This is a genomic window from Sulfurospirillum sp. UCH001, assembly GCF_001548035.1.
Classification (GTDB): domain Bacteria; phylum Campylobacterota; class Campylobacteria; order Campylobacterales; family Sulfurospirillaceae; genus Sulfurospirillum.
In genome coordinates this window covers 1,200,451-1,224,689 of record NZ_AP014723.1, presented here as the reverse complement: position 1 = coordinate 1,224,689, position 24,239 = coordinate 1,200,451, and the positions used below count along the sequence as shown (strand labels likewise).

Annotated in this window: 22 protein-coding genes; 15 read left to right on the top strand and 7 right to left on the bottom strand. The window is 40.1% G+C overall.

Annotated elements, in window-relative coordinates; all coding sequences use genetic code 11:
* Positions 1-14: 14 nt before the first annotated feature.
* Positions 15-392 (top strand): flagellar export chaperone FliS, encoded by a 378-nt coding sequence (fliS, locus tag UCH001_RS06120; RefSeq protein ID WP_067175696.1) that lies wholly within the window; start codon positions 15-17, stop codon positions 390-392.
* A complete protein-coding gene (locus tag UCH001_RS06115) occupies positions 379-630 on the top strand; it encodes a hypothetical protein (RefSeq protein ID WP_067175693.1) in 252 nt (83 codons plus the stop codon). Before fliS ends, UCH001_RS06115 begins: the two co-directional genes overlap by 14 nt.
* Before the next feature lie 18 nt (positions 631-648).
* On the opposite strand, the gene UCH001_RS06110 is transcribed toward UCH001_RS06115, so the two are convergent.
* Both UCH001_RS06110 and UCH001_RS13255 read right to left on the bottom strand, forming a co-directional pair.
* Positions 649-2,289, bottom strand: coding sequence for a sodium:solute symporter (locus UCH001_RS06110; protein ID WP_067175690.1), 1,641 nt, complete (start codon positions 2,287-2,289; stop codon positions 649-651).
* Positions 2,289-2,456 carry a symporter small accessory protein gene (locus UCH001_RS13255; protein ID WP_173636813.1) on the bottom strand — a complete coding sequence of 56 codons (168 nt, stop codon included), beginning with the start codon at positions 2,454-2,456 and terminating at the stop codon, positions 2,289-2,291. The genes UCH001_RS06110 and UCH001_RS13255 overlap by 1 nt, the downstream gene beginning before the upstream one ends.
* Before the next feature lie 218 nt (positions 2,457-2,674).
* On the opposite strand from UCH001_RS13255, the gene UCH001_RS06105 reads away from it, so the two are divergent.
* The 10 genes from UCH001_RS06105 (at position 2,675) to UCH001_RS06060 (ending at position 13,359) form a co-directional block, all read left to right on the top strand.
* Complete coding sequence (locus UCH001_RS06105) at positions 2,675-4,486, top strand: thiamine pyrophosphate-dependent enzyme (RefSeq protein WP_067175687.1); 1,812 nt, start codon at positions 2,675-2,677, stop codon at positions 4,484-4,486.
* A 2-nt stretch (positions 4,487-4,488) separates the two neighbouring features.
* Positions 4,489-5,025 carry a 2-oxoacid:acceptor oxidoreductase family protein gene (locus tag UCH001_RS06100; protein ID WP_067175684.1) on the top strand — a complete coding sequence of 179 codons (537 nt, stop codon included), beginning with the start codon at positions 4,489-4,491 and terminating at the stop codon, positions 5,023-5,025.
* Positions 5,022-6,320: a phenylacetate--CoA ligase family protein gene (locus tag UCH001_RS06095; RefSeq protein WP_145973114.1), complete on the top strand. Its 1,299-nt coding sequence runs from the start codon at positions 5,022-5,024 to the stop codon at positions 6,318-6,320. Before UCH001_RS06100 ends, UCH001_RS06095 begins: the two co-directional genes overlap by 4 nt.
* Positions 6,320-6,754 carry a hypothetical protein gene (locus tag UCH001_RS06090; RefSeq protein ID WP_067175681.1) on the top strand — a complete coding sequence of 145 codons (435 nt, stop codon included), beginning with the start codon at positions 6,320-6,322 and terminating at the stop codon, positions 6,752-6,754. Before UCH001_RS06095 ends, UCH001_RS06090 begins: the two co-directional genes overlap by 1 nt.
* Before the next feature lie 3 nt (positions 6,755-6,757).
* Positions 6,758-8,056, top strand: coding sequence for a phenylacetate--CoA ligase family protein (locus tag UCH001_RS06085; RefSeq protein WP_067175678.1), 1,299 nt, complete (start codon positions 6,758-6,760; stop codon positions 8,054-8,056).
* 224 nt (positions 8,057-8,280) lie between these two features.
* The gene (locus tag UCH001_RS06080) at positions 8,281-9,228 is read left to right on the top strand and encodes a DUF523 and DUF1722 domain-containing protein (protein WP_067175675.1); all 948 of its coding nucleotides are present in this window, start codon (positions 8,281-8,283) and stop codon (positions 9,226-9,228) included.
* A gap of 2 nt (positions 9,229-9,230) precedes the next feature.
* The gene (locus UCH001_RS06075) at positions 9,231-10,580 is read left to right on the top strand and encodes a deoxyribodipyrimidine photo-lyase (RefSeq protein WP_067175673.1); all 1,350 of its coding nucleotides are present in this window, start codon (positions 9,231-9,233) and stop codon (positions 10,578-10,580) included.
* Positions 10,581-10,662: 82 nt separating this feature from the next.
* Complete coding sequence (locus UCH001_RS06070; protein ID WP_067175670.1) at positions 10,663-11,292, top strand: NAD(P)H-dependent oxidoreductase; 630 nt, start codon at positions 10,663-10,665, stop codon at positions 11,290-11,292.
* Between the two features lie 112 nt (positions 11,293-11,404).
* Positions 11,405-12,631 carry a putative DNA modification/repair radical SAM protein gene (locus UCH001_RS06065; RefSeq protein ID WP_067175668.1) on the top strand — a complete coding sequence of 409 codons (1,227 nt, stop codon included), beginning with the start codon at positions 11,405-11,407 and terminating at the stop codon, positions 12,629-12,631.
* On the top strand, positions 12,631-13,359 hold the full coding sequence (locus tag UCH001_RS06060) for a TIGR03915 family putative DNA repair protein (protein WP_067175665.1): 729 nt from the start codon (positions 12,631-12,633) through the stop codon (positions 13,357-13,359). Before UCH001_RS06065 ends, UCH001_RS06060 begins: the two co-directional genes overlap by 1 nt.
* Positions 13,360-13,566: 207 nt before the next feature.
* Here UCH001_RS06060 and UCH001_RS13220 read toward each other — a convergent pair whose 3' ends face one another.
* From UCH001_RS13220 to UCH001_RS06040, 5 genes are all read right to left on the bottom strand, one after another.
* A complete protein-coding gene (locus tag UCH001_RS13220) occupies positions 13,567-13,728 on the bottom strand; it encodes a hypothetical protein (protein WP_158508947.1) in 162 nt (53 codons plus the stop codon).
* Between the two features lie 290 nt (positions 13,729-14,018).
* Positions 14,019-15,443 carry an efflux transporter outer membrane subunit gene (locus UCH001_RS06055; protein ID WP_067175663.1) on the bottom strand — a complete coding sequence of 475 codons (1,425 nt, stop codon included), beginning with the start codon at positions 15,441-15,443 and terminating at the stop codon, positions 14,019-14,021.
* Positions 15,433-18,561, bottom strand: a complete 3,129-nt coding sequence (locus tag UCH001_RS06050) for an efflux RND transporter permease subunit (protein WP_067175660.1) — start codon at positions 18,559-18,561, stop codon at positions 15,433-15,435. The genes UCH001_RS06055 and UCH001_RS06050 overlap by 11 nt, the downstream gene beginning before the upstream one ends.
* A 3-nt stretch (positions 18,562-18,564) precedes the next feature.
* Entirely contained in the window at positions 18,565-19,725 is a 1,161-nt protein-coding gene (locus tag UCH001_RS06045) for an efflux RND transporter periplasmic adaptor subunit (protein ID WP_067175657.1), read from the bottom strand.
* 111 nt (positions 19,726-19,836) lie between these two features.
* Positions 19,837-20,493 carry a TetR/AcrR family transcriptional regulator gene (locus tag UCH001_RS06040; RefSeq protein WP_067175654.1) on the bottom strand — a complete coding sequence of 219 codons (657 nt, stop codon included), beginning with the start codon at positions 20,491-20,493 and terminating at the stop codon, positions 19,837-19,839.
* Between the two features lie 185 nt (positions 20,494-20,678).
* Here UCH001_RS06040 and motA point away from each other — a divergent pair, with 185 nt between their 5' ends.
* From motA to UCH001_RS06025, 3 genes are all read left to right on the top strand, one after another.
* Positions 20,679-21,455, top strand: coding sequence for a flagellar motor stator protein MotA (gene motA, locus UCH001_RS06035; RefSeq protein ID WP_067175651.1), 777 nt, complete (start codon positions 20,679-20,681; stop codon positions 21,453-21,455).
* Between the two features lie 9 nt (positions 21,456-21,464).
* Complete coding sequence (gene motB, locus UCH001_RS06030) at positions 21,465-22,262, top strand: flagellar motor protein MotB (RefSeq protein ID WP_067175648.1); 798 nt, start codon at positions 21,465-21,467, stop codon at positions 22,260-22,262.
* Positions 22,263-22,380: 118 nt separating this feature from the next.
* Positions 22,381-24,207 (top strand): ABC-F family ATP-binding cassette domain-containing protein, encoded by a 1,827-nt coding sequence (locus tag UCH001_RS06025; RefSeq protein ID WP_067175645.1) that lies wholly within the window; start codon positions 22,381-22,383, stop codon positions 24,205-24,207.
* The last annotated feature ends 32 nt before the right edge of the window (positions 24,208-24,239 follow it).

Here is a 24,239-nt window from a genome sequence, read left to right as displayed (position 1 = left end):
TAAAGGAATTTAAAATGTATACCAACTTAGCATATTCAACTTACTCACAAAACAACGCCTCTATTGAATCTTCTGAAAAGTTGATTAGAATGCTATATGAAGGTGTTCTACGTTTTGCATCACAAGCAAAAAAAGCTATTGAAGATGGCAATATTGAAAAAAGAACCTATTGGATCAATAGAACATCAGCGATTTTTACAGAGCTTATTAATTCCCTTAATTACGATGGTGGTCAAATCGCACACTATTTGAGCGGTCTTTACATTCATCAAGTGAAACTTCTTGCAGAAGCAAATCTCAACAATGATACAGCCAAACTTGATGAAGTCATTAATGTTGCTAAAGAATTATTACAGGCATGGAAAGAAGAGACTGAGTATGTCATGGATTAAAGATTTTACAATTGCGATTGTAGAAGAAAACCATACAAACATCGGTGAACTGATCGATAATATACCTCAATTTGAAACTATTGAGGAAGCACAAACTGTTTGTGCACTTATACAAGAAGCTTTAGTCATTATGGAAAGAGAAAAAGCAAATACATTTGATGCAATGCAAAAGCTTAAAAAAACACGTAAATTTGTTGATACGTCAACAGAATCCTACATTCAAGAGTACAGAGGGTAGTGACTACCCTCTTCTTTTTTAATCCTCAAAACACTTTTTGATGAGTGCCGGATTCTCTGGTTTTGTCATTAATGAAACAACAATCGCTGTCAATGCTGAAAGTGGTAATGCTACAATCATTGCATCTACAAAGGTGACTTTACCACTCAAAAGCGTATTGACGCCAAAAAGCATCTTACAAATTCCAAGCTCTTTTGCCTCTTGAAAATGAACGAAAAGCAACCAAAATGTCGTTACAATCGTACCTACGAACATAGAAGCAATGGCACCTTTTTTAGTCATACGTTTCCAAAAAAGTCCACCAAAATAGGTTGGTAAAAAGATACTTGCACACAGTGCAAAAAAGATAGCCGTACTGCGCGCGATAATAGCGGGTTGTTTGTCAAACACATAGGCTAAAGAGACGGAGATAACGATCATAATAATGATGCCTGAACGTGTAATGAGCAATGAATTTGGGTTATGTTTACCTGCAAGTTGCTCAAATACATCACGACCTATTGCTGTACCCATTGCATGAAATTGACTTGAAAGTGTGCTCATCGCCGCAGAAATAAGTGCAAATAAAAAGATAAATGCAAACCATTTTGGCATCGCTGCATTAATGAAATGAGGAATAACCTTACCAATGCTACCCGTACTTTGAAGCGCATTTTTACCCTCATTAAATTCAAAATACCAAACGTTTGTGACAGAACCTACAAGATAGATAATCCCTGTCATCGCAATGATAAAAATACCCCCGATTAAAACAGCACGATTAAGCTCATTTTTGCTTTTTACGGTCATAAAACGTACAACAAGTTGTGGTTGAGCTAAAACGCCTACACCAACACCCATAGCGATAGTTGTGATAATAAAGAGCCATCCTTCTGAGAGGAAAACTGGCATTTTATTCCAGCCTTGGAAACCCCAGTTCATTGAAAGCTTCATTAAAAAATCTGGACTGCCCGCTGCCAAATCTTTTATATTAACGCTTGCAAGAGGTGTAACTGTTTTATCCCAAACCATCTCTAATTTAGAGAGTCCCACATCCATTCCACCTACAGAATCAAAAACCATCACTAAAAGAATAATCATTGCAACAAACATAATGACACCTTGAAGGGCATCAGTGAGCATAACACCTTTTAGTCCACCTGCAAGTACATAACCTGTAACGATGACTGACATGACCAAAAGGGCAAGATGATAGTCCACTTTAAAGTATGCTACTAAAAATTCTGTACCACCAATGAGAACCGCAGAAGTATACAAAGGCATAAAAATTGTGATGAGAACACCACCAAACACCTGAATAAACTTAGAATTAAAACGTCGTCCTAATAATTCAGGAAACGTATGTGCATTGAGGCGAATGCCCATTTTACGGGTAGGATTGCCTAAAAAAACAAAGGCAATAAACACCCCTATAAAGATGTTACAAAATGTAAGCCAAAGAAGCGAATTTCCTAACCATGCTGCAACACCACCAAAACCAACGATGGCAGCTGTGGAAATAAATGTAGCACCATAGCTTAATGCCATTACAAAAGGATGTGTATCGCCTCCTGCAATTAAGTAATCTGCTGAGCTTTTTGTCTGTTTGTACCCAACATAACCCAAATATGCAAGTACAGCAAGATAGAGAATGATGACAATATTTTCAATTAAATTCATCATAAATCCTCATTGATTTTAGCTTCATTTTTATCCCACGTCTTGCGTTCAAGCACCTTTTCTTCTTTGTCTTTATCCCAGTTGATGACGCCGTAAATAACGCACAATAGAGCACTTGCATTCATCAGCCAAAAGGCCGAGCCCACACCAAGATCAAATGTTCCCATACAACCCCTCTCTTTTTAAAAGTTCCTTAAAAGTAATATAAAAAGCTTTAACGAAACTTTAGTTATATCCTTAATCGATTATAAAAAAATGATGAAGTTTCAAAAATGCTCACTTTGAGTGTAACACTTTCGACACAAAGGCTTAGATAAGTATTTTATAAAGTAAGTTTCAATACCCTTTAAACCATTACTATCTATCAGCAACGGAGCACAACGATATGAAACAGATTTTGATGGGAAATGATGCCATCGCCCTTGGTTTGATTCACGCAGGGGTTGATATGGTTTCAGGCTACCCAGGAACGCCTTCAAGTGAAATTTTGGGAAATTTCCAAAAATTTCGAGATAAAAACAAACTTGAAGCCTATGCACAATGGGCTACTAATGAAAAAGTAGGTTTTGAAGTAGCATATGCGGGAGCGATTTCGGGTAAACGCACCTGTGCTACGATGAAACAAGTGGGGCTTAATGTCGCGAGTGACGCTTTAATGAGTGCCTCATACATTGGTCTTAAAGGCGCAATGCTCCTTATTTCCTGTGATGACCCTGGTTTCTACTCGTCTCAAACTGAACAAGATAGCCGCAGCTTCGCAAAATTTGCACGTATTCCTGTGCTTGACCCTAGTACGCCTCAAGAAGCCTATGATATGGTAAAACTAGGTGTTGAACTCTCCCACGAATTTGAATCCGTTGTTATGTTACGCCCTGTTATGCGCGTCAGTCATGCAAGAGAGATTTGCGATGTTGATGATGAGATCAAAGTAACTGCCAATAAAGGTGATTTTGAACGCAATATCCCACGTTGGGGCGCTGTCCCACCTGCAGGAAGATATAGACAAGGCTTAGAACAACTCGATCGTTTAGAAGCGATTAAGATGTGGAACTGGGATCATCTCATCAAGCCAAAAACACATGCTTTTAAAGGTGAGAATGTGCTTTGTCTCACCAGCGGTACAGGCGATGGATATGTACGAGAAGCTGTAGAAGAACTAGGCATTAAAGCCGATATTTTAAAACTCGACATGCCATACCCTCTTCCAAAAGAAAAAATTGAAGAGCTTTTTACTAACTATGACAAAGTCATCATTTTTGAAGAGAGTTATCCTTGTATAGAAGAGCAATTAAGCTCTCCAAAACTGTATGGAAAACTGACAAAACACCTCCACCAAATTGATGAATTTTCAAAAGATAAAGTTGTCACTGCTTTTGCAAATGCAGGTGTCATTGCTCAAAGTCATGCTTATAAAAGTGAAAAATACACAGAAGAACTTCCAAAACGCCCGCCCAATATGTGCCCAGGTTGTCCACACCGTGATGTTCACTATGCCATTACTAAAGTGTTTAAAAAGAAAAAGTCTATCTATACTTCTGACATTGGCTGTTACACACTTGGCCTCAATCAAGCGGCGATTGACACCATCTTATGTATGGGTGCTAGTGTATCTATGGCAAGTGGTTTTAGCATTTCAGACCCAGACAAAACCGTTGTAGCGACCATCGGCGATAGTACCTTTATGCACTCTGGTGTTGCACCACTTATCAATGCAGCTTACCAAAATCACAAATTTATTTTGGTCATTTTGGATAACTCCACCACAGCGATGACAGGACGTCAAACGACACCAGAGCGTACCAATCCTCATCAAATCGACATCAAGCGCATTGTTGAAGGCTGTGGACTTACCTGTCATGAGTACATCTATGAGCCAGACCTAAACAAAACCGTTGACTTTATGAAATCGCTTCAAGAAGCCTATAAAACGGCTAATGCACCTGTTGTTGCTGTTGTACGTGAGTTTTGTGTCTTAGATAAAGAAAACGCAAAAGGTCGTCTAGGAAAAGTGAGCGTAGAAGTTGATGAAGAGAAATGTGTTGCGTGTGATTCGTGTATCACCAACTACAAATGTCCGCCAATGCACTACAACGAAGCAGGCAAAATGGAAATCGACCTCTTCTTATGTGCAGGCTGTAGCGCTTGTCTTGATGTCGTCTGTCCAACCGATGCATTTGTAAAAATAGAGGAGAAATAACCATGAAATATCAAATCGTTATCGCAGGTATCGGCGGGCAAGGTGCTGTTTTCTTGGTTAAAGTTTTGAGTATCGCCTCTGCTATTAAAAACCAAAAATGCTTAGGTACGGAAAATCATGGTATGAGTCAACGTGGTGGCTCCGTTTCGTGTTATGTCAAAATCGGCGATTTTTACGCTCCAGCGATTGATGAAGGACAAGCAGATCTTCTCATAGCATTAGAGGGGAACGAAGCGCTTCGTAACATTCAGTACCTTAATAAAGACAAAGGAACGATTGTTGTTAACGCAACTAAAAAATTTCCAAAAGTTGACTTTGAAACACACACCATTGATGCTTTCAAAAAAGCAAAAGCGAAAGAGTTTCCTATAGATGCGCTAAACGTCTATATGCTAGGAGCTACGCTCGCGCTTGATCCTCATTTTCCATTTTCAGAAAAAGAAATTGAGGAGGCAATTACTATAATGAATGCTAAAGTAGCGGAGCAAAACATTGCGGTACTTCACCAAGGCATTAATGATGCAAAGGCTGGGAAATGATCTGGTCAAAGGAAGAGACATTACCACGCCATAAGCTAAGTGAGCTTCAAACGCAAAGGCTTCAAGACACCGTTGCACGTGTCTATGCCAATGTACCATTTTACCAAAGGAAGTTTGCAGAGCTTGGCATTACACCTGCTGATATTACGTCCATCGAGGACATCTCAAAATTGCCGTTTACGAAAAAACAAGACTTGCGTGACAACTACCCTTTTGGACTCTTTGCTGTAAAAAAAGATGCAGTTGTACGTGTGCATAGCAGTAGCGGAACAACAGGGAAACCAACTGTTGTTGGCTACACCAAAGCCGATCTTGACACATGGAATGAAGTCATGGCGCGTGTCTTTACGATGGCAGGTGTTACCAGCGAAGATACATCGCACAATGCTTATGGCTACGGTCTTTTTACAGGTGGTCTAGGGCTTCACTACGGTGCTGAAACGGTAGGCGCTACGGTTGTACCAAGTTCAGGTGGTTTTACCTCTCGACAACTGATGCTTATGAAAGACTTTGAAGCAACTGTCCTTACTTCTACACCTTCTTTTGCACTTCATATGGCGGAAGCTGCCATCGCAGAGGGTTATGACATCCAAAACGATTTCAAACTCAAATGCGGCATCTTTGGCGCTGAGCCAACCAGTCTAGGACTCAAAGAAGAAGTAGCCCGTGTTTGGGGCATTCACTACTGCGAGATTTACGGTCTTTCTGAGATCATAGGCCCTGGTGTTTCTGCAAACTGTTTTGAGAGTAAAGACCTTCATATCTTTGAAGATCACTTCTACCCTGAGATCATCGACCCTAAAACACTTGAAGTCTTGCCGTTTGGCGAAAAAGGTGAACTCGTCATCACTAGCCTTACCAAACAAGCGTTTCCGATCATCCGCTACCGCACAGGTGACATCACCTCTTTGGATAGAACACCATGTAGGTGCGGTAGAACGCATGTGCGCATGAAAAGTGTAATGGGACGCGTGGATGACATGCTCATCGTTAATGGCGTCAATGTCTTCCCATCACAAGTGGAACATGTCCTCTCTAACATCGAAGGCATTACCCTGAACTACCAAATCATCGCCGATAAAAAAGGCTACCTCGATAAACTCGAGATCATGGTTGAAGTCACCGAAGATATGCCATTAGACAGTATCGGACAGCTTGAAGCCTTGAAGAAAAAAATTCAACATGAATTGCTCAATAACCTCTACATTAACGCAGAGATCAAACTTGTTGAGCCAAGAACTATAGAGCGCAGTGTCGGCAAAGCCGTGCGTGTCATCGATAAAAGGAGTCTTTAATGAAATGCAACATCAAACAACTTACGATTTTTCTAGAAAATAAAGCGGGTGAACTCTCTGTTTTAACTCACATCCTTTCTAAAAATGGCATCTCAATCAAGTCTATTTTACTTGCAGATTCAACCGATTTTGGGTTGGTTAGAACCATCGTGGACAATCCTGAAAAAGCCAAAGCTGTGCTTGAAGATGAAGGCTTTAGCGTGCGCTTTACCGATGTTTTTGGTGTTAAAATCGAAGACGTGGTAGGAAGCTTTGACAAGGCGGTCAGTGCCCTCTCAAATGAAGGCATTAACATCCTTTATACCTACAGTTTCTATGAAGCAAGCACGGGTATTTTTATCTTCAGTGTTGACAAAGATCGCTTTAACGATGCCATTGCTGCATTGCAAGCCAAAAACATTGAGATCGTTCAAGCTAAACATTTTTACGAGTAAGTCATGACGTTTAGTAAAAATGAAAGCTTGTGCCGTGATGAGCTTCAAGCGTGGCAACTCAAACATCTCAAAGAGACGCTTCTTAGGGTTTACCATCTCGTCCCTTTTTACAAAAAAAAGTTTGACGAGCACGGTGTTTTACCACAGGATGTCAAGAGTTTAGAAGACCTTGCTAAACTTCCTTTTACCAAGAAAAAAGACCTGCGCGACAACTACCCCTTTGGTATGTTTTCGGTCGATATGGACCAAATCGTACGTATCCACAGTTCCAGTGGAACAACAGGAAAGCCTACCGTTGTGGGCTATACTGAGCACGACATGGACATCTGGGCAGAAGTGATGGAGCGTGCTTTTACGATGGGTGGCGTAACCTGTCAAGACATCATGCAAAACTCACATGGTTATGGGCTTTTCACGGGTGGTCTTGGCTTTCATAATGCCGCTGAACGTATGAAAATCGCCGTCATTCCAAGCTCCACTGGCTTTACCTCTCGTCAACTCTTGCTCCTCAAAGACTTTGGCGCAACCGTGTTGACTGCAACGCCTTCGTTTACGCTACATATGGCAGAAGTGGCAATAGCTGAGGGGTATGACATCCAAAAAGATTTCAAACTACGTGTGGGATTTTTTGGGGCTGAGCCAACCAGCGAAGGGCTTAAAAACGAGATAGCCCATATTTGGGGCATAGACTACCATGAGATTTATGGACTCTCCGAGATCATAGGACCGGGTGTGGCGTGTAACTGTAAGCACTCAAACCTGCTTCACATTCACGAAGACCACTTCTACCCTGAGATCATCAACCCTGAAACTGGTGAAGTCCTACCAGAGGGCACACGTGGCGAGCTTGTCATCACCACGCTGACCAAACAAGGCTTGCCGATCATTCGCTACCGAACGGGTGACATCACCTCTCTCACACGCATTCCATGCCGTTGTGGTAGAACCATCGGTCGCATTGAGAGCATCGTAGGACGAAGTGATGACATGCTTCTTATCAACGGAGTGAACGTCTTCCCATCACAAATAGAACACGTACTTTCCAAACAAGAAGGCATCACGCTGAACTACCAAATCATCGCCGATAAAAAAGGTTACCTCGATAAACTCGAAATCGATATCGAACTTGATGAACACCTTATAAGCGATGATGTAAGCTACTTGGGAAGTCTCAAGAAAAACCTTGAGCACGCTCTTTTAAACAACCTCTACATCAATGTTGAAGTCAAACTCGTTGCGCCAAAATCGCTTCAACGAAGTGAGGGAAAAGCAGTGAGAGTGGTCGATAAACGACCGAAGTAAATTAAAAGGGCGTAAGGTCAAAATCCTTACTCCCTTTTATCTTTTAATAAAATCATCATTCTCAACTATTATTATATTTGTTTATTTACTCACATAATAATGTAATTTACGGTATTTCCTAATCACATCATATAAAGCTTTAAATTTTTATAATCATTCAATCTGAATAAGCCTTTTATCAAAAGAATAGCTATAATACTTATAGCTTTTTTTAAAGGAGTTTCATGCTCAAGATAGCCGTTTCAGCCTGTTTACTAGGCGAGCAAATCCGTTACGATAAAACGGGTCAAAGAGATCGATTTATCACCGATAAGCTTGGCAAATATGCTTCATTTATTCCTTTTTGCCCTGAGCATTTAGCCTTTGGAACACCTCGTGAGACGATTCGCATTGTGCTTGAAAATGAGCAAAAAAAAGTCATCACCGTTTTTTCAAAAGCAGATGTTACAAGTGCTATGAACACAGCGATGGAACATGAACTAGCAAAAATCAAGCAAGAAGAGCTCTGTGGCATCATCCTAAAGTCAAAGTCACCGAGTTGTGGACTTGGAAGTACAAAGTACTACTTTAAAGAGATGAGCGAAGGGAAAAAAGATGGACTCTTCGCCGCACTTTGCAAGGAGCATTTTGTAGACTTTCCTATAGAAGAAGAGGCGCGACTTTTAGACCCTTGGCTTAGGGAAAACTTTGTGATGCAACTCTTTGCGTACCATGATGCTACGAGGCTTCAAAACCACATCAAAACCATGAATGAACTTGTGGCGTTTCATACCGCTTATAAATTTTTACTGCAAAGCAAGCATGAGGGCAATTACCGTCTTTTAGGAAAGATAGTCGCCAACCATGAGAAAAAAAGCCTTAGTGAGCTCACACAAGAGTACATCACACTTTTTAAAAAGACTATCGCACATAAAAGCACCATCGCCAAAACGGTCAATGTCCTGCAACACATGGTGGGCTTCTTTAAAAAAGAGCTTACAAGTGTTGAGAAACAGGCACTACATATGCAAATTGAAGAGTTTAGAGATGAGATAGTTCCGCTTATAGCAGTTATGAATACCATCGAATTTTTAGCTAAAAAGTATGAAATACATTATCTTCTTGGGCAGAAGTTTTTGAACCCCTACCCTAAAGACTTAGCGCTTCGATCAACCATACAAGAAGGCAAATAAGCATGAAAAAAGTGTTATGGTTTAGGCGCGACCTGCGTGTTGATGACTCGATGCTTTTAGCCACAGAGGGCGAAGTTCTGCCTATTTTTATCTTTGACACGAACATTTTAAACACACTTGAAAAGGACGATAAAAGAATTTCATTCATTTTTGAGCAAGTAACTAAGCTCAAAGCAGAGCTTCAAGCTTTAGGGCTTGATCTTGCCATCTTTTATGGCACACCTCTTGAAGTCTTTACCTACCTTAAAGCCTTAGGCTTTGGTGAGGTGTATGTGAGTGTGGACTATGATAGCTATGCAAGAAAGCGTGATGAGGAGATAGCGGAGTTACTAAGCTTTTACCCGCTCAATGACTGTTACCTTTTTGAGCCGATGGAAGTGCTTAAAAAAGATGGTACACCTTACCTTGTGTTTACGCCCTATTATAGGGCTTGCAAAGAACTTTACACAAAATTTTATGTATTGGGCTATAAAAGAGGTGAACAACGCCTTTCTACATTCGACTATAGCGTACTTTGGAGTATAAAAGATGGAGTAAAAACTTCCTTACCTCTTACGCTAGATGCGCTAGGCTTTGAGCGTACAAATGTAGAGCTTTTAAGCCCTCAAAAAACACTTGAACGCTTTGCACCGAAGATAGACAAGTATGCTATAGAGAGAGATTTTCTAGACATCGATGCCGCATCTCATCTGAGTGTTCACCTGCGTTTTGGTACCATCTCCATACGTGAAGTGGTACGTTTTCTAGTTCAGCTAAAAGCACAAGGGCATGAGACAGAACCGTTCTTTAGACAACTTATTTTTAGAGAGTTTTATGCCTATTTGCTCTACCACTTTCCAAAGCTTGCTTGGGAGAATTACAAATACAACCCGCCAACTTCAAACGACACAGAAGCCTATAAGCGCTTCATCAATGCACAAACGGGTTACCCACTTGTCGATGCTGCGGTGATGGAACTTCTAACAACGGGAGTGATGCACAACCGTGCTCGTATGGTCGTAGGCTCATTTTTTACAAAACACTTGATGCTGCCGTGGCAACAAGGCGAGGCGTTTTTTGCAAAACACCTTTTGGACTATGATGCGAGTGCGAATGTTCTTTCATGGCAATGGTGTGCGGGTACAGGCATAGACCCACAGCCCTATTTTAGGATATTTAACCCTTACTCTCAGTCGTTGAAGTTTGACAAAGAGGCGCGCTACATCAAACGCTTTTTGCCACAGCTTCAAAGTATTCCAGCAGCATTACTGCATAAAGAAGCGTACTTCATGACACAAGATATTGCAGGTTATCCAAGACCTATTATAGGGCATGACAGCGCACGAAAACGTTTCTTATCTTGCTTTGCTTAATGCATTACTTACCAAAAGTATCGTAAGGGTAAATAAAGTTTTAAGTCACTATAATTTTCCAACAACATCACAAGGAGTTAGAATGCAAAACGATTTTTCAAAAGCGATGAATTTTAGACATGCGTGTAAAGTGTTTGACGATACAAAAAAAATTAACGATGAGCAAATCAACTTTATCCTAGAAGCTGGTCATAAGTCACCCTCTTCTTTTGGTATGGAGCCATGGAAATTCCTAGTGATTACCAATAAAGAGCTTAAAGCAAAACTTCGACCATTTTGTTGGGACCAACCACAAATCACAACATGTTCACACCTTGTCCTTGTTCTTGCAGCGATTGACGCCGTAAAAGTAGAAAGCGGCATCCCACAAAAACGCTTTGGAAGACGTGACATGCCACAAGAAAAAAAAGACTTTTACATCAATCTCTACGCAAACCACCTAAAAGAAACCCTAAGTTCAGATCAAAACATTCTTGCATGGACAGCACGTCAATGTTATATCGCAGCGGGCAATATGATGACTGCAGCAGCGTATATCGGTATTGATTCATGCCCTATTGAAGGCTTTGAGAAAGAGAAAGTTGAAGATGTTTTAGGACTCGATACCAGTAAATTCCAACTTGCACTCGTACTGCCTTTTGGCTACCGCATCAACCCACAATCTACTCAACTTAGAGTGCCATTTAACGAAGCGGTTGAATTTATCAAATAAAACACTTACAGAGCCTATCTATTAGGCTCTACCACTTCTTTTGCCTTTCATATTTCATTTTGAAATATTTTCGTGACCTCATTTTAAAAAATCATACTATTACTGTATGAAAATGACGATACAAGACAAACTCTCTATCTTAGCCAGCAGTGCCAAGTACGATGTTTCCTGCTCATCCAGTGGCAGTGATAACAACTACAAAACGGGCGAACTTGGCTGTACCCATAACAGTGGCATTTGCCACAGTTTTACCAGTGATGGACGCTGCGTATCGCTTCTTAAAGTCTTACTTTCCAACGTCTGTATCTACGACTGTGCTTACTGCATTAATCGTGTGAGCAATGACATTCCACGTTCTGCATTTACGCCTCGTGAGCTTGCCGACTTAACCATCAATTTTTATAAGCGTAACTACATCGAAGGACTGTTTTTAAGCTCTGGCATTATCAAAAATGAAGACCATACGATGAGTTTACTGCTTCAAACCTTGCGTATTTTGCGTCATGAATACCGATTTAACGGCTACATTCATGTAAAACTCATCCCTGGTGCATCCAAGGAACTCATCGAAGAAGCCACCCTTTTAGCACATCGTGTCAGCTCTAACATCGAACTTCCTAGCTCCAAGAGCCTCGCCCTTCTTGCACCCGATAAAACAAAAGAAAAGCTCCTTTCACCACTTAAACACGCGCGTGACATCACGATGCAAAGAAATGCTAAGCCTATCTCTATGAGTACACAGATGATTATCGGGGCTACAGGAGAGAGTGACTTTGAGATCCTCAAACTCTCCTCATCGCTTTATCAAAAAGCACTGCTAAAGCGAGTCTATTACTCCGCATACATCGCAGTGAACAACCACAAGCATCTGCCTGTACCTGAGCTTTCAAAACCGCCACTACTTAGAGAACACAGGCTATATCAAGCAGATTGGTTACTGCGTTTTTATGGCTTTTCGTACGATGAGATACTCAGTGAAAACCAAAACCTCGATATCCAGTTTGACCCAAAAACCTTTTGGGCACTTTCAAACCTTCATCTTTTTCCTATCGATGTAAACAAGGCACCACAAGAGATACTTGTGCGCATCCCAGGCATTGGCATCAGAGGAGCTTTGAAGATTTTACAAGCAAGACGTTTTAAACAACTAAGCTTTGAAGACCTTGTTAAGCTTAAAATTTCACTCAAGAAAGCACGCTACTTCATCATTGCGGGAAAAGATTTTCATAGAAGCACAAGCCTGTATGAAGAGAAGATCAAACTAGCCCTCATTCATCAAGGCTCAAACGTCATTCAACCCACCCTATTTGACACTTCCATCTACACGGGAGAGCTGTGATGGTTTTACTCTATGATGGTAGCTTTGAGGGATTTTTGAGCTTGGTTTATGAAGTGTACTATGAAAAACTAAGTGTCGATGCCATTGTTAAAGAGCTACCAAAAACACTTTTGTTTGAGCGCTTCCACGAAGTCTTTACTGATGAAACAAATGCAAAAAAAGTGCTTGAAGCCATCACAAAGCACTTTACAAAAGAGCAGCAACGCACTATTTGCAATATCTTTTTGTGCGACAGCAGAGAACATGAGTTAGCACTGTTAGAGTACATACGCATCGGATTTAAAAACCAAAAAGAGCTTCGAAATATCACCAATACCAATCTTTTTTATATCCAAAACCTTGAAAAAGAGCTTTTGAGTTTGGTACATAAGATGTACGGTTTTACACGGTTTGAGGAACTAGAAGATGGCACACTCTATGCAAAGATAGAGACCAAATTTAACATCGTACCTTTTTTAGGGGATCACTTTGCTAAGCGTTTGGGAAACATTCCGTTTATCATTCACGATGTTAAGCGCTCATTAGCCTTTATAAAAAATCATGACATAAGAGAGATTCGCTCTATCGCCTCGTTTGATGCACCAACCTATTCTGATGATGAGGAAAAATTTAAAGCGCTATGGAAAACCTTTTTTAAATCAGCAGCCGTTGAGAGCAGATACAATCCAAAGCTTCAAAAAAGCTGGGTTCCTCTTTTGTATCGTACGTATATGAGTGAGTTTGAATGAGTTTACTTTTGTAGGATTAGGCAATTTTATGAATTAGGAACTTCATTGCTGTGATTCATTTCATGACATCATTTATTTTAAAGAGATGTCATTTCTGAAACAATGCGATATATACGCTAAAACATTATTACCGATATTTTAAGAGCTTTTTAACACAGCATAACGGCGACATCTATAGACACCACCGTTACAGTGTGTGTATGAAACTTAGGCGTTCAAAACAAGCTTACCTTGTGCGTGTGCATTCAATATCTCTTGAGCATGAAACTCAACGATATTAACATATCTAGGTGTTTGTCCATTAAAAATAAAATTGACACCAAAACACCAAACAGAAAGAAGACAAAAAGCAAAAAGTTTAAATTTCATTTCTTATCCTTATTTGAATTATCACAAAAATTATAATAAATCAAAGGTTCTTGAAAGAGTCTTTTTTGCATACAAAGAGACTTTTTTGTATTTTTTTCAAATAATTTTGTAGTAATAGGCAAAAGTTGTATATAAAATATACATTACCTTTGTGTAGAACTGAAGAAATACAACAATGAGGCTAGGAGTACAAACTCCTCCTAGCCTCATCAATTAGTTTTAGAACAATACGGATCATCCACATCTATAATAATCAAATGCCCTATTGCAATCGCATTTAATATATCAATTTATAGTTCTTTAGCGTGTCGCTCAAACACCTCTTTATCCCAACCACCACCAAGTGCTTTGTAGAGGGAAACTCCAGAACTAAGCAATGCTTGTTTGGTTTGAGAGGTTGCTAGCTTTGCAGAAAGAAGATTTCGTTTTGCATCTAAAAGGCTTAGGTAATCACCATAACCACTCTCATACTGTTTTTTAGCCAATGTATAAACTTGCTCTATGTTCTTCTCATAAGCAAGTTGATGTTCAAGCTTTTGAGTCAATGTATGACGTTTGTTTAAAGCATCATAGGTCTCTTGAAATGCTTGTTGAACACTCTTTGCATAACTGATTTCAGCTAACTCTTTATTGGCTTTTGCACTCTCCACATTTGCACTCGTTTTACCCATATTAAACAGTGGTGAGACAAGGCTTCCACCAAAGCTGTTCATGCCTGATTGCGATTTCATCAGATTGGAGAGTTGTGTGCTTTCAAATCCAAGCGCACCAGAGAGACTAATGCTTGGAAAGTATGCCGCGCGTGCTACACCGATGTTCGCATTGGCAGCTTTGAGACTCTCTTCTGCTTGTTTAATGTCGGGACGTTTAGCTAGAAGCTCTGATGGCAAATTTGTAGGTACAGTGACATCGTTTGGCAAGGTACGTGGTAAACTCTCTTTACTAAAAGCAGCAATCGCTTCAGGTGACTTACCCACTAAAACAGCAAGCGCACTTTGTTGTAACGCAATAGACTGCTCTAATGCGTCTTTCGTGATTTGAGCATTGTTCAATTCCGCACGTTCTGATAAAAGCGTTGTTTTACTGATAGCACCAAGAGTATACTTAGCTTCATTGCGTTTAAGCCCCTCTTCTCTAGCCTTTATCGTTTCATTAGTGATGTCAAACTGCTCATACAAACTAATGAGGGTAAAGTAACTCTCAGCTACACTTGCAGCTAGTGAAATTTTTACAGTATCTTTTGCTGCATAGGTTACGATCAAAGATGCCCTAGATGAGGCCTCTGCTTCTTTGTATTTACCCCATAGGTCTAGCTCATAACTAAGAACGGCACTTAAAGAAAAGTCATTGTACGTGTTATGCGCTTGTGAATTAAACGTATCGGCACTGCTTCTGATTCTCTGACCTGAGCCTTGCACATCAAGACTTGGGTAACGATTGGACGTGCTGCTTGAAAGTGTCGCACGTGCCAATGAGATGTTTGCCATAGCTGATTGCAGATCATGGTTATTGGCCAATGCTTCTTCAATCAAAGAAGAGAGTTTTGCATCACCGTAATTATTCCACCATGCCGCATCCACATAGCTTGTTTCACTCTTAACATCAGAGCGATACGCCTGCGGAAACTGTGTTGTGGGGATGTTCAGCTCTGGGGAGAGTGAACATCCAGCGAAAATAAATGCTGATAATGAGAGGGCATAGATATTACGCATCATGACGCTCTCCTTTTTTTGAAAATTTGGCATTAAGTTGTGCTAACCAATTGTAAAAGAGTGGAATAAAGAAGATCGCAATCGTTGTTGCAGCAATCATTCCACCAATTACACCTGTACCAATCGCATGACGACTTCCTGCACCTGCACCAGAACTAAGTGCTAGTGGTAAAACGCCAATGGTAAAGGCAAGAGATGTCATCACAATCGGACGGAAACGAAGACGTGCTGCTTCGAGTGTTGCATCAAAGATGGACTTACCCTTCTCTTGCGCTTGCATCGCAAACTCAACGATCAAGATAGCATTCTTTGCAGAAAGACCAATGAGTACCAACAGACCAATTTGGAAGTAGATATCATTGCTAAGTCCTCTTAGATAGACTGCCATAATCGCTCCAAAGACTGCAAATGGAACCGCTGTTACAACAGCCAGTGGCATAAGCCATCTTTCATACTGAGCCGCAAGAATTAAGAAGATAAAGACAATACCAAAGATAAAAGCTTGTGAGCCACTTCCACTCATCTCTTTTTCTTGAAACGATGTTCCTGCCCAACCAGTCGCATACCCTTCTGGAGCAACTTCTTTTACAACTTCTTCGATAGCTTTTAGTGCATCACCCGATGTATACCCAGGAGCAGGTTCACCCTCAATTTTAGCAGCTGTAAAGACGTTAAAACGCTCTAAAACATCTGCACCTACTGTGCGCTCATAGCTAATAAGAGAACTCAGCGGTACCAACTTTCCTGAACTTGATTTCACAAAAACATTTTTTAGATCTTCAGGTTTTTCTCTATAATCCGTTTCAGACTGAACATTGACCTGATAGGTTCTTCCAAAAAGGTTGAAGTCATTGACATAGTATGCGCCAAATGTTGACTGCATGGTTGTGAATGCATCTTTAATAGAAACGCCTAAAGCTTTTGCTTTTTCACGATCTAGCGTTACCCTGTATTGAGGGATGTTCATATTGAGCGAGTTTCGCACCATCATCAGTTCTGGTCGTTGACTTGCTTTTTCGACAATTTTATTGGCGATATTGCCTAACTCTTGTAAACTACCACCTGTTCTATCTTGTAAATACATCTCAAAACCACCTGAGATACTAAGTCCCATAATAGGCGGTGGGTTGAGTGCAAAAATCGTAGCATCAGGGATACCAAACAACGCACCGTTTAGCGCACCGCTAAGTGCTTCTGAATGTTGTTGTGGTCCTTTTCGCTCACTCCAATCTTTAAGCGATAAAAATGTGGTTGCTGCATTGGTCTTTGCTGCGCCGCTTAAAAGATCAAAACCAGAAATAGCGATGTTATATTCGATGTCTGGCATGGTATTGGTAATGTTACTGACTTGTGCACTCACTGCTTCTGTACGATTCAGTGATGATGCAGGAGGTAAAGAAGTGACCGCAATCAAAAAGCCTTTATCTTCCATTGGGACAAGTGCATTTGGGACCTTTTGGAAAAGTTGATAGGTCATACCCATTAGTGCTGCAAATACAATGATGCTAATGACTCCATGACGAACAACCAAACTTACACCATTTGTGAACCAATTGGTTGAGGCATCAAAGAACTCATTGAACTTTTTGACAAACCAAAACGGTTTTGGTTCTTTCTTTTTCAGGAAAATAGCACAGAGTGCTGGTGTTAGCGTCAATGCCACCATACCTGAAATCACCACTGAGATAACAATGGTAATGGCAAATTGCTGGTACATCGCACCTGTAAATCCACCCATAAATGAAACAGGAATAAACACGGCACACAAGACTAAGACAATCGCTACAACAGGACCGGTAACCTCTTTCATGGCTTGGATGGTCGCATCTTTAACGGAGATATCTTTTTTAGAGTGAAGAATACGCTCTACGTTTTCAATAACGATAATAGCATCATCCACAACGATACCAATAGCAAGGACAAGACCAAACAAGGTTAAAAGGTTGATCGAATAACCCAGTGCATACATCCCAGCAAACGTTCCGATGATAGAAACGGGAATTGCAAGAACAGGAATGATCGTCGCTCTAATATTTTGCAAGAACAAGTAAACAATCGCAATAACTAATAATAGTGCTTCGATAAACGTCTTGATAACTTCATTGACAGAAATTTGGATAAACGTCGTTGTATCGTAAGGGATGCGGTATTCCATATTTTCAGGAAATGACTTAGCCAACTTTGCCATCACGGTATCGACTCTTTTAGCCGTATCTAGGGCATTTGCGCCTGATTGTAAATAGATACCAATGGGTACCATCGTTTGACCATTGAGCGTTGCTGTAACATCGTATGATTCTGCACCCAATTCTAAGCGCGCTACATCTTTTAAACGAAGTGTTGAGCCGTCTTTATTTGATTTGAGAATAATGTTTTCAAACTCATCGACTTTATCAAAACGTCCTTGTGTCGTAACCGTAAAAGTGTACGCTTGAGATGTTTTTGAAGGCGTTTGATTGAACCTTCCTGTTGCAAACTGAGCATTTTGCTCAGAGATAGCACTAATGACATCATTTGGAGTCAGATTGTATTTTGCAAGCTGATCTGGTTTCATCCAAACACGCATGGAGTAGTTTTGATTGCCAAAGAGTGCGGCATTTCCAACACCTTCAACCCTTTTGAGTTCATCAATGACGTTAATCAGCGCATAGTTTGCCATATAAATCTCATCATAACTGTTATTTGGAGAAATGATAGAAATAACTTTTAAGATGGTTGACGACTGTTTATTAACCCCTACACCTTGCGCTTGTACTTCGCTTGGCAACTTATTTAAAGCGGCTTGTACACGGTTGTTAACGTTAATCGTCGCTTGATCAGGATCGGTTCCGATTTTAAAATAGACATTAATCGTCAATGTTCCTGTTGATGACGCCGTTGAAGACATATAAATCATATCTTCTACACCGTTGATCTGCTGCTCAAGTGGAGCTGCTACCGTTTTAGAAATCGTCTCAGCACTTGCACCTGCATACGTAGCCTCAACACTTACTTGCGGAGGTGTAACCTCAGGATACTCCTCAATAGGAAGAGCTTTGATACTCATCAGACCCGCAATAATCACAACAATCGAAAGAACCGTTGCAAAAATGGGTCTGTTGATAAAGAATTTTGAAAACATAGGTTATTCCTTCGCTTCTGCAACAATGACGTCAGAACCTGGACGAAGCTTGGTTAAATTGTTGGTAATGACCACATCACCGGCATTTAAACCACTCTCAATGATATATGTATTGTTATGAGCGGTTCCTGCTTTTACAGGTACTTTATGCGCTTTCGCTTCTTTAGCAACATAGACATAAGAACCTGTTGCATCTTGAAGAAGTGCTGCTTGAGGAATGCTAATCGCATCTTTATAGACCAAGCCTTCAACATTCACACGTACAAACAGACCTGGAATTAAGATATTGTTAGGATTAGCAAAGGTTGCTCTGGCTTTTATAGTAGACGTTTCAGCATCAACATAACTGTCTAAAAAGTCCAGTGTTCCCGCTTTTGCATACTTTGAACCATCTGGGGTGGAGAGCCCAACAGGAAGTTTGGCTTGCGCGATACTGTTCCAATTTCCATTGCCCATCACATAACGTTTTTTCAAAAGTTCGATATCAGGCAGTGAGAACTCAACATAAATTGGATCCATTTGAGTAATGGTTGTGAGTGCCATCGTATCACTGCTAGAACCTACATAGCTGCCTACATCTTGTGTATTAAGACTCGTAAGCCCTGAAATAGGTGCTTTAACTTTTGTGTAGTTAAAGTCAATGGTTGCTTTTTTAAGCGCTGCATTGGATGCTTTCAAAGAAGCAACTGCTGATTCATAGGCAGATAAGGCAGCGTCTCTCTCTTTTTGAGATACAGCATCTTGTTCAAACAAGACTTTGGTTCGCTCCCAGTCACGTGTTGCTTGTTTTAGGGTTGCTTCTTTGACACCCACATCAGCCTGTGCTTCTTGCATCAAAGCTTCATAACGATCTGAATCAATTTGATAAAGTGTCTCGCCAGATTTGACAAAACTTCCTTCTGTGAAGTATTTTTTCTCCAAAATACCGCTCACACGTGCCACAACATTGACTTGCTGTACACTCTTAACTTTGGCTGGGTATTCAAGTGAAACAGGAACATCTGAAGCAATCACTTTATAGGTGGATACAGGCAATGGTGGCATCGCATGCATACCACCAGCAGCTTTTTTATCTTGGCTTGAACATCCAACTACAAGAAAAGCCCCTAATGTTGCTAATAAGGCGTATTTTGCATACGTCATATACTCTCTTTTTTCAGTCATTTTGAACTCCATTGATTAGTGTAATGTACATTACATTACATTTTGTGAGCGAATTATAGTCGCAAAAAATGAATAAGTCAAGCTCTTTCTCTCTTACCGTAAAAAAAGTAATTATTGGGAAACGCACAATCCGCGGCAGAAAATTTGCACCAATTGCGTCAGTGCTTTATGGCGAGTTGCTTCTGAAATGTCTGTTTCAACACCTAAAATACGTGGAAACATAAATGGCTCTTCAAGGGCATTTAAAAACTGATGCGCACATAAGGTTGTATCTTCAACACAAATACGACCATTTTGTTTTTCATTTTCTAAATACTCTGCTATCACATTGACTGGATGCATCATAACATCTAAAAGTGTTTGATTAACGGATCGTGTTTCTTCTAAGTATCCTAAAGTCGCAATTAAACGATTAAATAAAATGGCATCGTTATCAGCAACTAAGTCTAAGTAAGATGCACCAATCATCATTAAAAACGCTTCTAAACGCCCTTCATAGTTTGAGCGTTGACGTGCCCAGTCCCCAAAGAGTTCTTCTGATTTGTGTTCTAATACTTTAATTAAAAGTTGCGATTTATTTCCAAAATGCTTATAGACAGTTGCTAAAGAACCGCCTGACTCTTTTACGATGTCATTCATGCTCACATTTTCATAGCCTCTATCTAAAAAAAGTCGGTGTGCCACATCAATAATTTTTGTACATCGTGATTCTGCTTTTCCGCTTAATCGTTTAAAAAAATTACTCACGCAACACTTCTGCTCATCCATCACATGACCTCCTTTGAACTTTTTTGCCATTATACTACAAATTGATTTTTTCACTTTATGGCGTGTAATATAACTATTTCATCTAAGAAATAATGTTATATTATTGTTTTGGCATTAAAGTTTTTTACATTTTTACCGATAATGCAGAAAAGTGTTTTTGAATATTATTTTTTGGAGCAGACCGTATGGACTTAACCGTCATCTTGGGCATGGTAATTTCCGTTACCTCGATTGCCGTTGGAGATATTATGGAGGGCGGAAATCCTCTACACGTACTTCACATCACTTCGTTTATTATCGTTGTACCAACAGCGATGGCTTCAGCAATGACGGGAACAGCACCCGAATACGTAAGAGCTGCGTTCAAAGAATTTAAAGTTGTCTTCAAAAAATCCCCTGTTGATTTACATGCACGTATCAAACAAATAATTGATTTTGCGATTATCGCTAGACGTGATGGTATCTTAGCCCTTGAATCTCATGCAAACATGATGGATGATGAATTCTTCAAAAAAGGTCTTAGTATGGCGGTTGATGGCGTCGAGGCTCATGAGATTGAAGAGACATTGGAAATTCTCATTGAAGAGACAGCAGAGTATTATCATGGAGCGGCACACTACTGGCTACTAGCGGGTGAATCATGTCCGGTTATCGGTCTTATCGGTGCGGTTTTGGGTCTGATCCTTGCGCTTCAAAAATTGGACAACCCAGCAGAGATGGCAGCAGGTATCGCGGGTGCGTTTACAGCGACCGTTACAGGTATCGCAGGTGCGTATATCTTTATGGGACCTTGGGGAAATAAACTCAAAGCAAAATCACATGATTTTATCAAAGAGAAACATGTTATCTTAGCGGGTATTTTGGGAATTTCACACGGTGACAATCCTCGTACACTTGAGATGAAACTTCTTAACTACCTCTCTCCACTTGAAGAGAAAAAAAGCCAATTCGATAAAGCATAAGGAAACCTTGTGGGTAAGAAAAAGTGTAAACCAACCGAGTGTCCTGCTGGAGAGAAATGGGCTGTACCTTATGCCGACTTTTTAAGTCTTCTCCTAGCACTTTTCATCGCTCTTTACGCTCTTGCTTCTGTCAATACTGAAAAAATGAAAGCACTCAAAGAAGAGTTCGTTAAAATTTATGACTATAGTGCAAAACCCGAAGAAGCAACGCCTGTTATGAGTATGGCAGTGAAATCGGGTGAAGCTGCCAAAGATAAAGACAAAGGTAATGCAGGTGGATCTTCAGCACAGCTTGAAGAGATCGCTCGTTTGGCTCAAATGATTGAAAAAATGAATATCGGTGAAGGCTCATTAGAGCAAAAAATCGATGGAGCTATTTTAAAACTTCCAACAAAAATGCTCTTTGCACCTGGTTCTGCTGACATTATCAACAGTGATTCGATGCTTTTCTTAAAACGTGTTTCTGACATCATCGCGATGCTTCCTAAAAATGTAGAAGTCATTGTCAAAGGTTACACAGATACAACGCCTGTACCAAGTGGTTCTAAATTTCAAGATAACCTTGAGCTCTCAAGCGCACGAGCCAATGCTGTCATTCGTGTTCTTATCCGCAATGGCATTGCAAGAGATCGTTTAAGCTCTGCAGGTTATGGTGACACAAAACCTCTTGCAAGTAACGATACAGCAGAGGGCCGCGAAAAGAATGGTCGTGTTGAATTTACAATGCGCATTTCAGGTCCTGATAGCTCTGCTAAAAAAGAGTCCATTTTAGATACGCTTAATACCATCAATAAAAAAGCAGAATAGTTTTCCTCTTTTGAGGTAAAACTATTCACTCCGTTTAATCAAGTTCTTGCAAAACTTTTTTTATAATACAACTCGCCTTTTTAAAGGCATACATCTTTATTTATAATGAGTTCTTTTTATGATTCAAGTTACAAATCTCTCAAAACATTTTGGGGCACAAACCCTTTTTGAAAACATTAGCTTTACACTTTCTCGTGGTAATAAAATAGGCTTTGTTGGAAGAAACGGCTCAGGTAAATCTACGCTTTTTAAAATTCTTCTCGGTGAAGAAGAAGCTGATTCTGGCGATATTCTCATTCCTAAGAACTATACTATTGGAGCATTACGCCAACATATTGCTTTCACGCATAAAACGGTTCGTGAAGAGTGTGCATCCGCCTTACAAGGCGATGAAGCGTTTAATGTCTATAAAATTGAAAAAATGCTCTTTGGGCTTGGCTTTTCGCAAGAAGATTTAGACAAAGATCCTATGAGTTTTTCTGGCGGGTATCAAATCAGGCTCAACCTTGTAAAGCTTTTGGCGACAAACCCTTCCCTACTCCTTTTAGACGAGCCAACAAACTACCTTGACATCGTCTCCATGCGTTGGCTTAAAACATTTTTGAAGGAATTCAAAGGTGAGATTATTCTCATCACGCATGATCGTGATTTTATGGATGCAGTCACAACGCACACCATGGGACTTAGACGTAAAAGTTTAATGATAATTGAGGGCAATAGTGAAAAATACTATGCAAAGCTCGAAGAAGATGATGAACGTTATCTCAAAACAAAAGCCAATCTCGATAAAAAACGCGCAGAACTTGAAGATTTTGTGACACGCCAAAAAGCAAGAGCTTCCAAAGCTGTTATGGCGCAAAGTAAAGCTAAACAGCTTGAAAAGATGGGTGAAATGGATGATCTCGAAGAAGAAGCCAATCTTCATTTTTCATTTAATTACAAAAAAACACCTGCGAAAATCGTTCTTGATGCGCAAAATATTGGCTTTGGGTATGACCCCGCACGTCCTTTATTCCAAAATCTCTCCTTCAAACTTGAAAAAGGGAAATGTTTAGCTATCATTGGAAAAAATGGTAAAGGAAAGTCCACCCTCCTCAATGTTTTAGCAGGCGAATTACCCCTACAACAAGGCATACTCTCGTTTCATCCTGAGACAGCATTTGCACACTTTGGACAAACCAATATCCAACGCCTAAACCTTAAAAACACCATCATCGATGAAATTTATGAGGTTGATCCATTGCTTGGTATTACACGTGTGAGAGGTATCTGTGGTGGTATGATGTTTAGTGGTAAGATGGCAGAGAAAGAGATCAACATACTTTCAGGTGGAGAGCGAAGCCGTGTTATGCTCGGTAAAATCATCGCTACACCTGCTAACCTTCTCTTTTTAGATGAGCCAACCAACCATCTTGATATGTACTCTATCGACTCGCTCTGTGAAGCGATAAAAGAGTTTGAAGGCTCAACCATTTTGGTTACCCACTCTGAGATGATACTTCGTGAACTTGCCGATGCACTGATTGTTTTTCATCATGATAAAGCTGAGTTTTTTGAAGGCACGTATGATGAATTTTTAGAAAAAATGGGCTGGGAAGAAGAAATCGAAACCGCACCTAAAAAAGTAAATTCAAATGATTATAATGAGAGTAAAAAACTTCGCACAAAACTCATCCAAGAGCGAAGTGCTAAGCTTTCTCCGCTTAAAAAACAGATTGAACAGTGTGAAGCAAAAATTATGAAACTGGAAGATGCAATAAAAACTAAAAATGAAGCTTTGATTGCCTACTCATCGAGTAATGATGTAGGTGAACTAGGACGACTCTCTAAAGAATTGAAAAGCGATGAAGAAGCACTTGAAACACTTTATGAACAGTTTGAGAGCTTACATCATAGTCACGATGAACTTTTTGAGTCCTATGAAGAGCAATTGAAAAACATCTAAAATTAGTGTAGAATTGCGAAAAAAGCAAAGGT

Excerpts from the sequence above, each read along its gene's own strand:
- fliS (WP_067175696.1), top strand. The coding sequence starts at position 15 with ATGTATACCAACTTAGCATATTCAACTTACTCACAAAACAACGCCTCT.
- UCH001_RS06115 (WP_067175693.1), top strand. The coding sequence starts at position 379 with ATGTCATGGATTAAAGATTTTACAATTGCGATTGTAGAAGAAAACCAT.
- UCH001_RS06110 (WP_067175690.1), bottom strand. The coding sequence starts at position 2,289 with ATGAATTTAATTGAAAATATTGTCATCATTCTCTATCTTGCTGTACTT.
- UCH001_RS13255 (WP_173636813.1), bottom strand. The coding sequence starts at position 2,456 with ATGGGAACATTTGATCTTGGTGTGGGCTCGGCCTTTTGGCTGATGAAT.
- UCH001_RS06105 (WP_067175687.1), top strand. The coding sequence starts at position 2,675 with ATGAAACAGATTTTGATGGGAAATGATGCCATCGCCCTTGGTTTGATT.
- UCH001_RS06100 (WP_067175684.1), top strand. The coding sequence starts at position 4,489 with ATGAAATATCAAATCGTTATCGCAGGTATCGGCGGGCAAGGTGCTGTT.
- UCH001_RS06095 (WP_145973114.1), top strand. The coding sequence starts at position 5,022 with ATGATCTGGTCAAAGGAAGAGACATTACCACGCCATAAGCTAAGTGAG.
- UCH001_RS06090 (WP_067175681.1), top strand. The coding sequence starts at position 6,320 with ATGAAATGCAACATCAAACAACTTACGATTTTTCTAGAAAATAAAGCG.
- UCH001_RS06085 (WP_067175678.1), top strand. The coding sequence starts at position 6,758 with ATGACGTTTAGTAAAAATGAAAGCTTGTGCCGTGATGAGCTTCAAGCG.
- UCH001_RS06080 (WP_067175675.1), top strand. The coding sequence starts at position 8,281 with ATGCTCAAGATAGCCGTTTCAGCCTGTTTACTAGGCGAGCAAATCCGT.
- UCH001_RS06075 (WP_067175673.1), top strand. The coding sequence starts at position 9,231 with ATGAAAAAAGTGTTATGGTTTAGGCGCGACCTGCGTGTTGATGACTCG.
- UCH001_RS06070 (WP_067175670.1), top strand. The coding sequence starts at position 10,663 with ATGCAAAACGATTTTTCAAAAGCGATGAATTTTAGACATGCGTGTAAA.
- UCH001_RS06065 (WP_067175668.1), top strand. The coding sequence starts at position 11,405 with ATGACGATACAAGACAAACTCTCTATCTTAGCCAGCAGTGCCAAGTAC.
- UCH001_RS06060 (WP_067175665.1), top strand. The coding sequence starts at position 12,631 with ATGGTTTTACTCTATGATGGTAGCTTTGAGGGATTTTTGAGCTTGGTT.
- UCH001_RS13220 (WP_158508947.1), bottom strand. The coding sequence starts at position 13,728 with ATGAAATTTAAACTTTTTGCTTTTTGTCTTCTTTCTGTTTGGTGTTTT.
- UCH001_RS06055 (WP_067175663.1), bottom strand. The coding sequence starts at position 15,443 with ATGATGCGTAATATCTATGCCCTCTCATTATCAGCATTTATTTTCGCT.
- UCH001_RS06050 (WP_067175660.1), bottom strand. The coding sequence starts at position 18,561 with ATGTTTTCAAAATTCTTTATCAACAGACCCATTTTTGCAACGGTTCTT.
- UCH001_RS06045 (WP_067175657.1), bottom strand. The coding sequence starts at position 19,725 with ATGACTGAAAAAAGAGAGTATATGACGTATGCAAAATACGCCTTATTA.
- UCH001_RS06040 (WP_067175654.1), bottom strand. The coding sequence starts at position 20,493 with ATGGATGAGCAGAAGTGTTGCGTGAGTAATTTTTTTAAACGATTAAGC.
- motA (WP_067175651.1), top strand. The coding sequence starts at position 20,679 with ATGGACTTAACCGTCATCTTGGGCATGGTAATTTCCGTTACCTCGATT.
- UCH001_RS06025 (WP_067175645.1), top strand. The coding sequence starts at position 22,381 with ATGATTCAAGTTACAAATCTCTCAAAACATTTTGGGGCACAAACCCTT.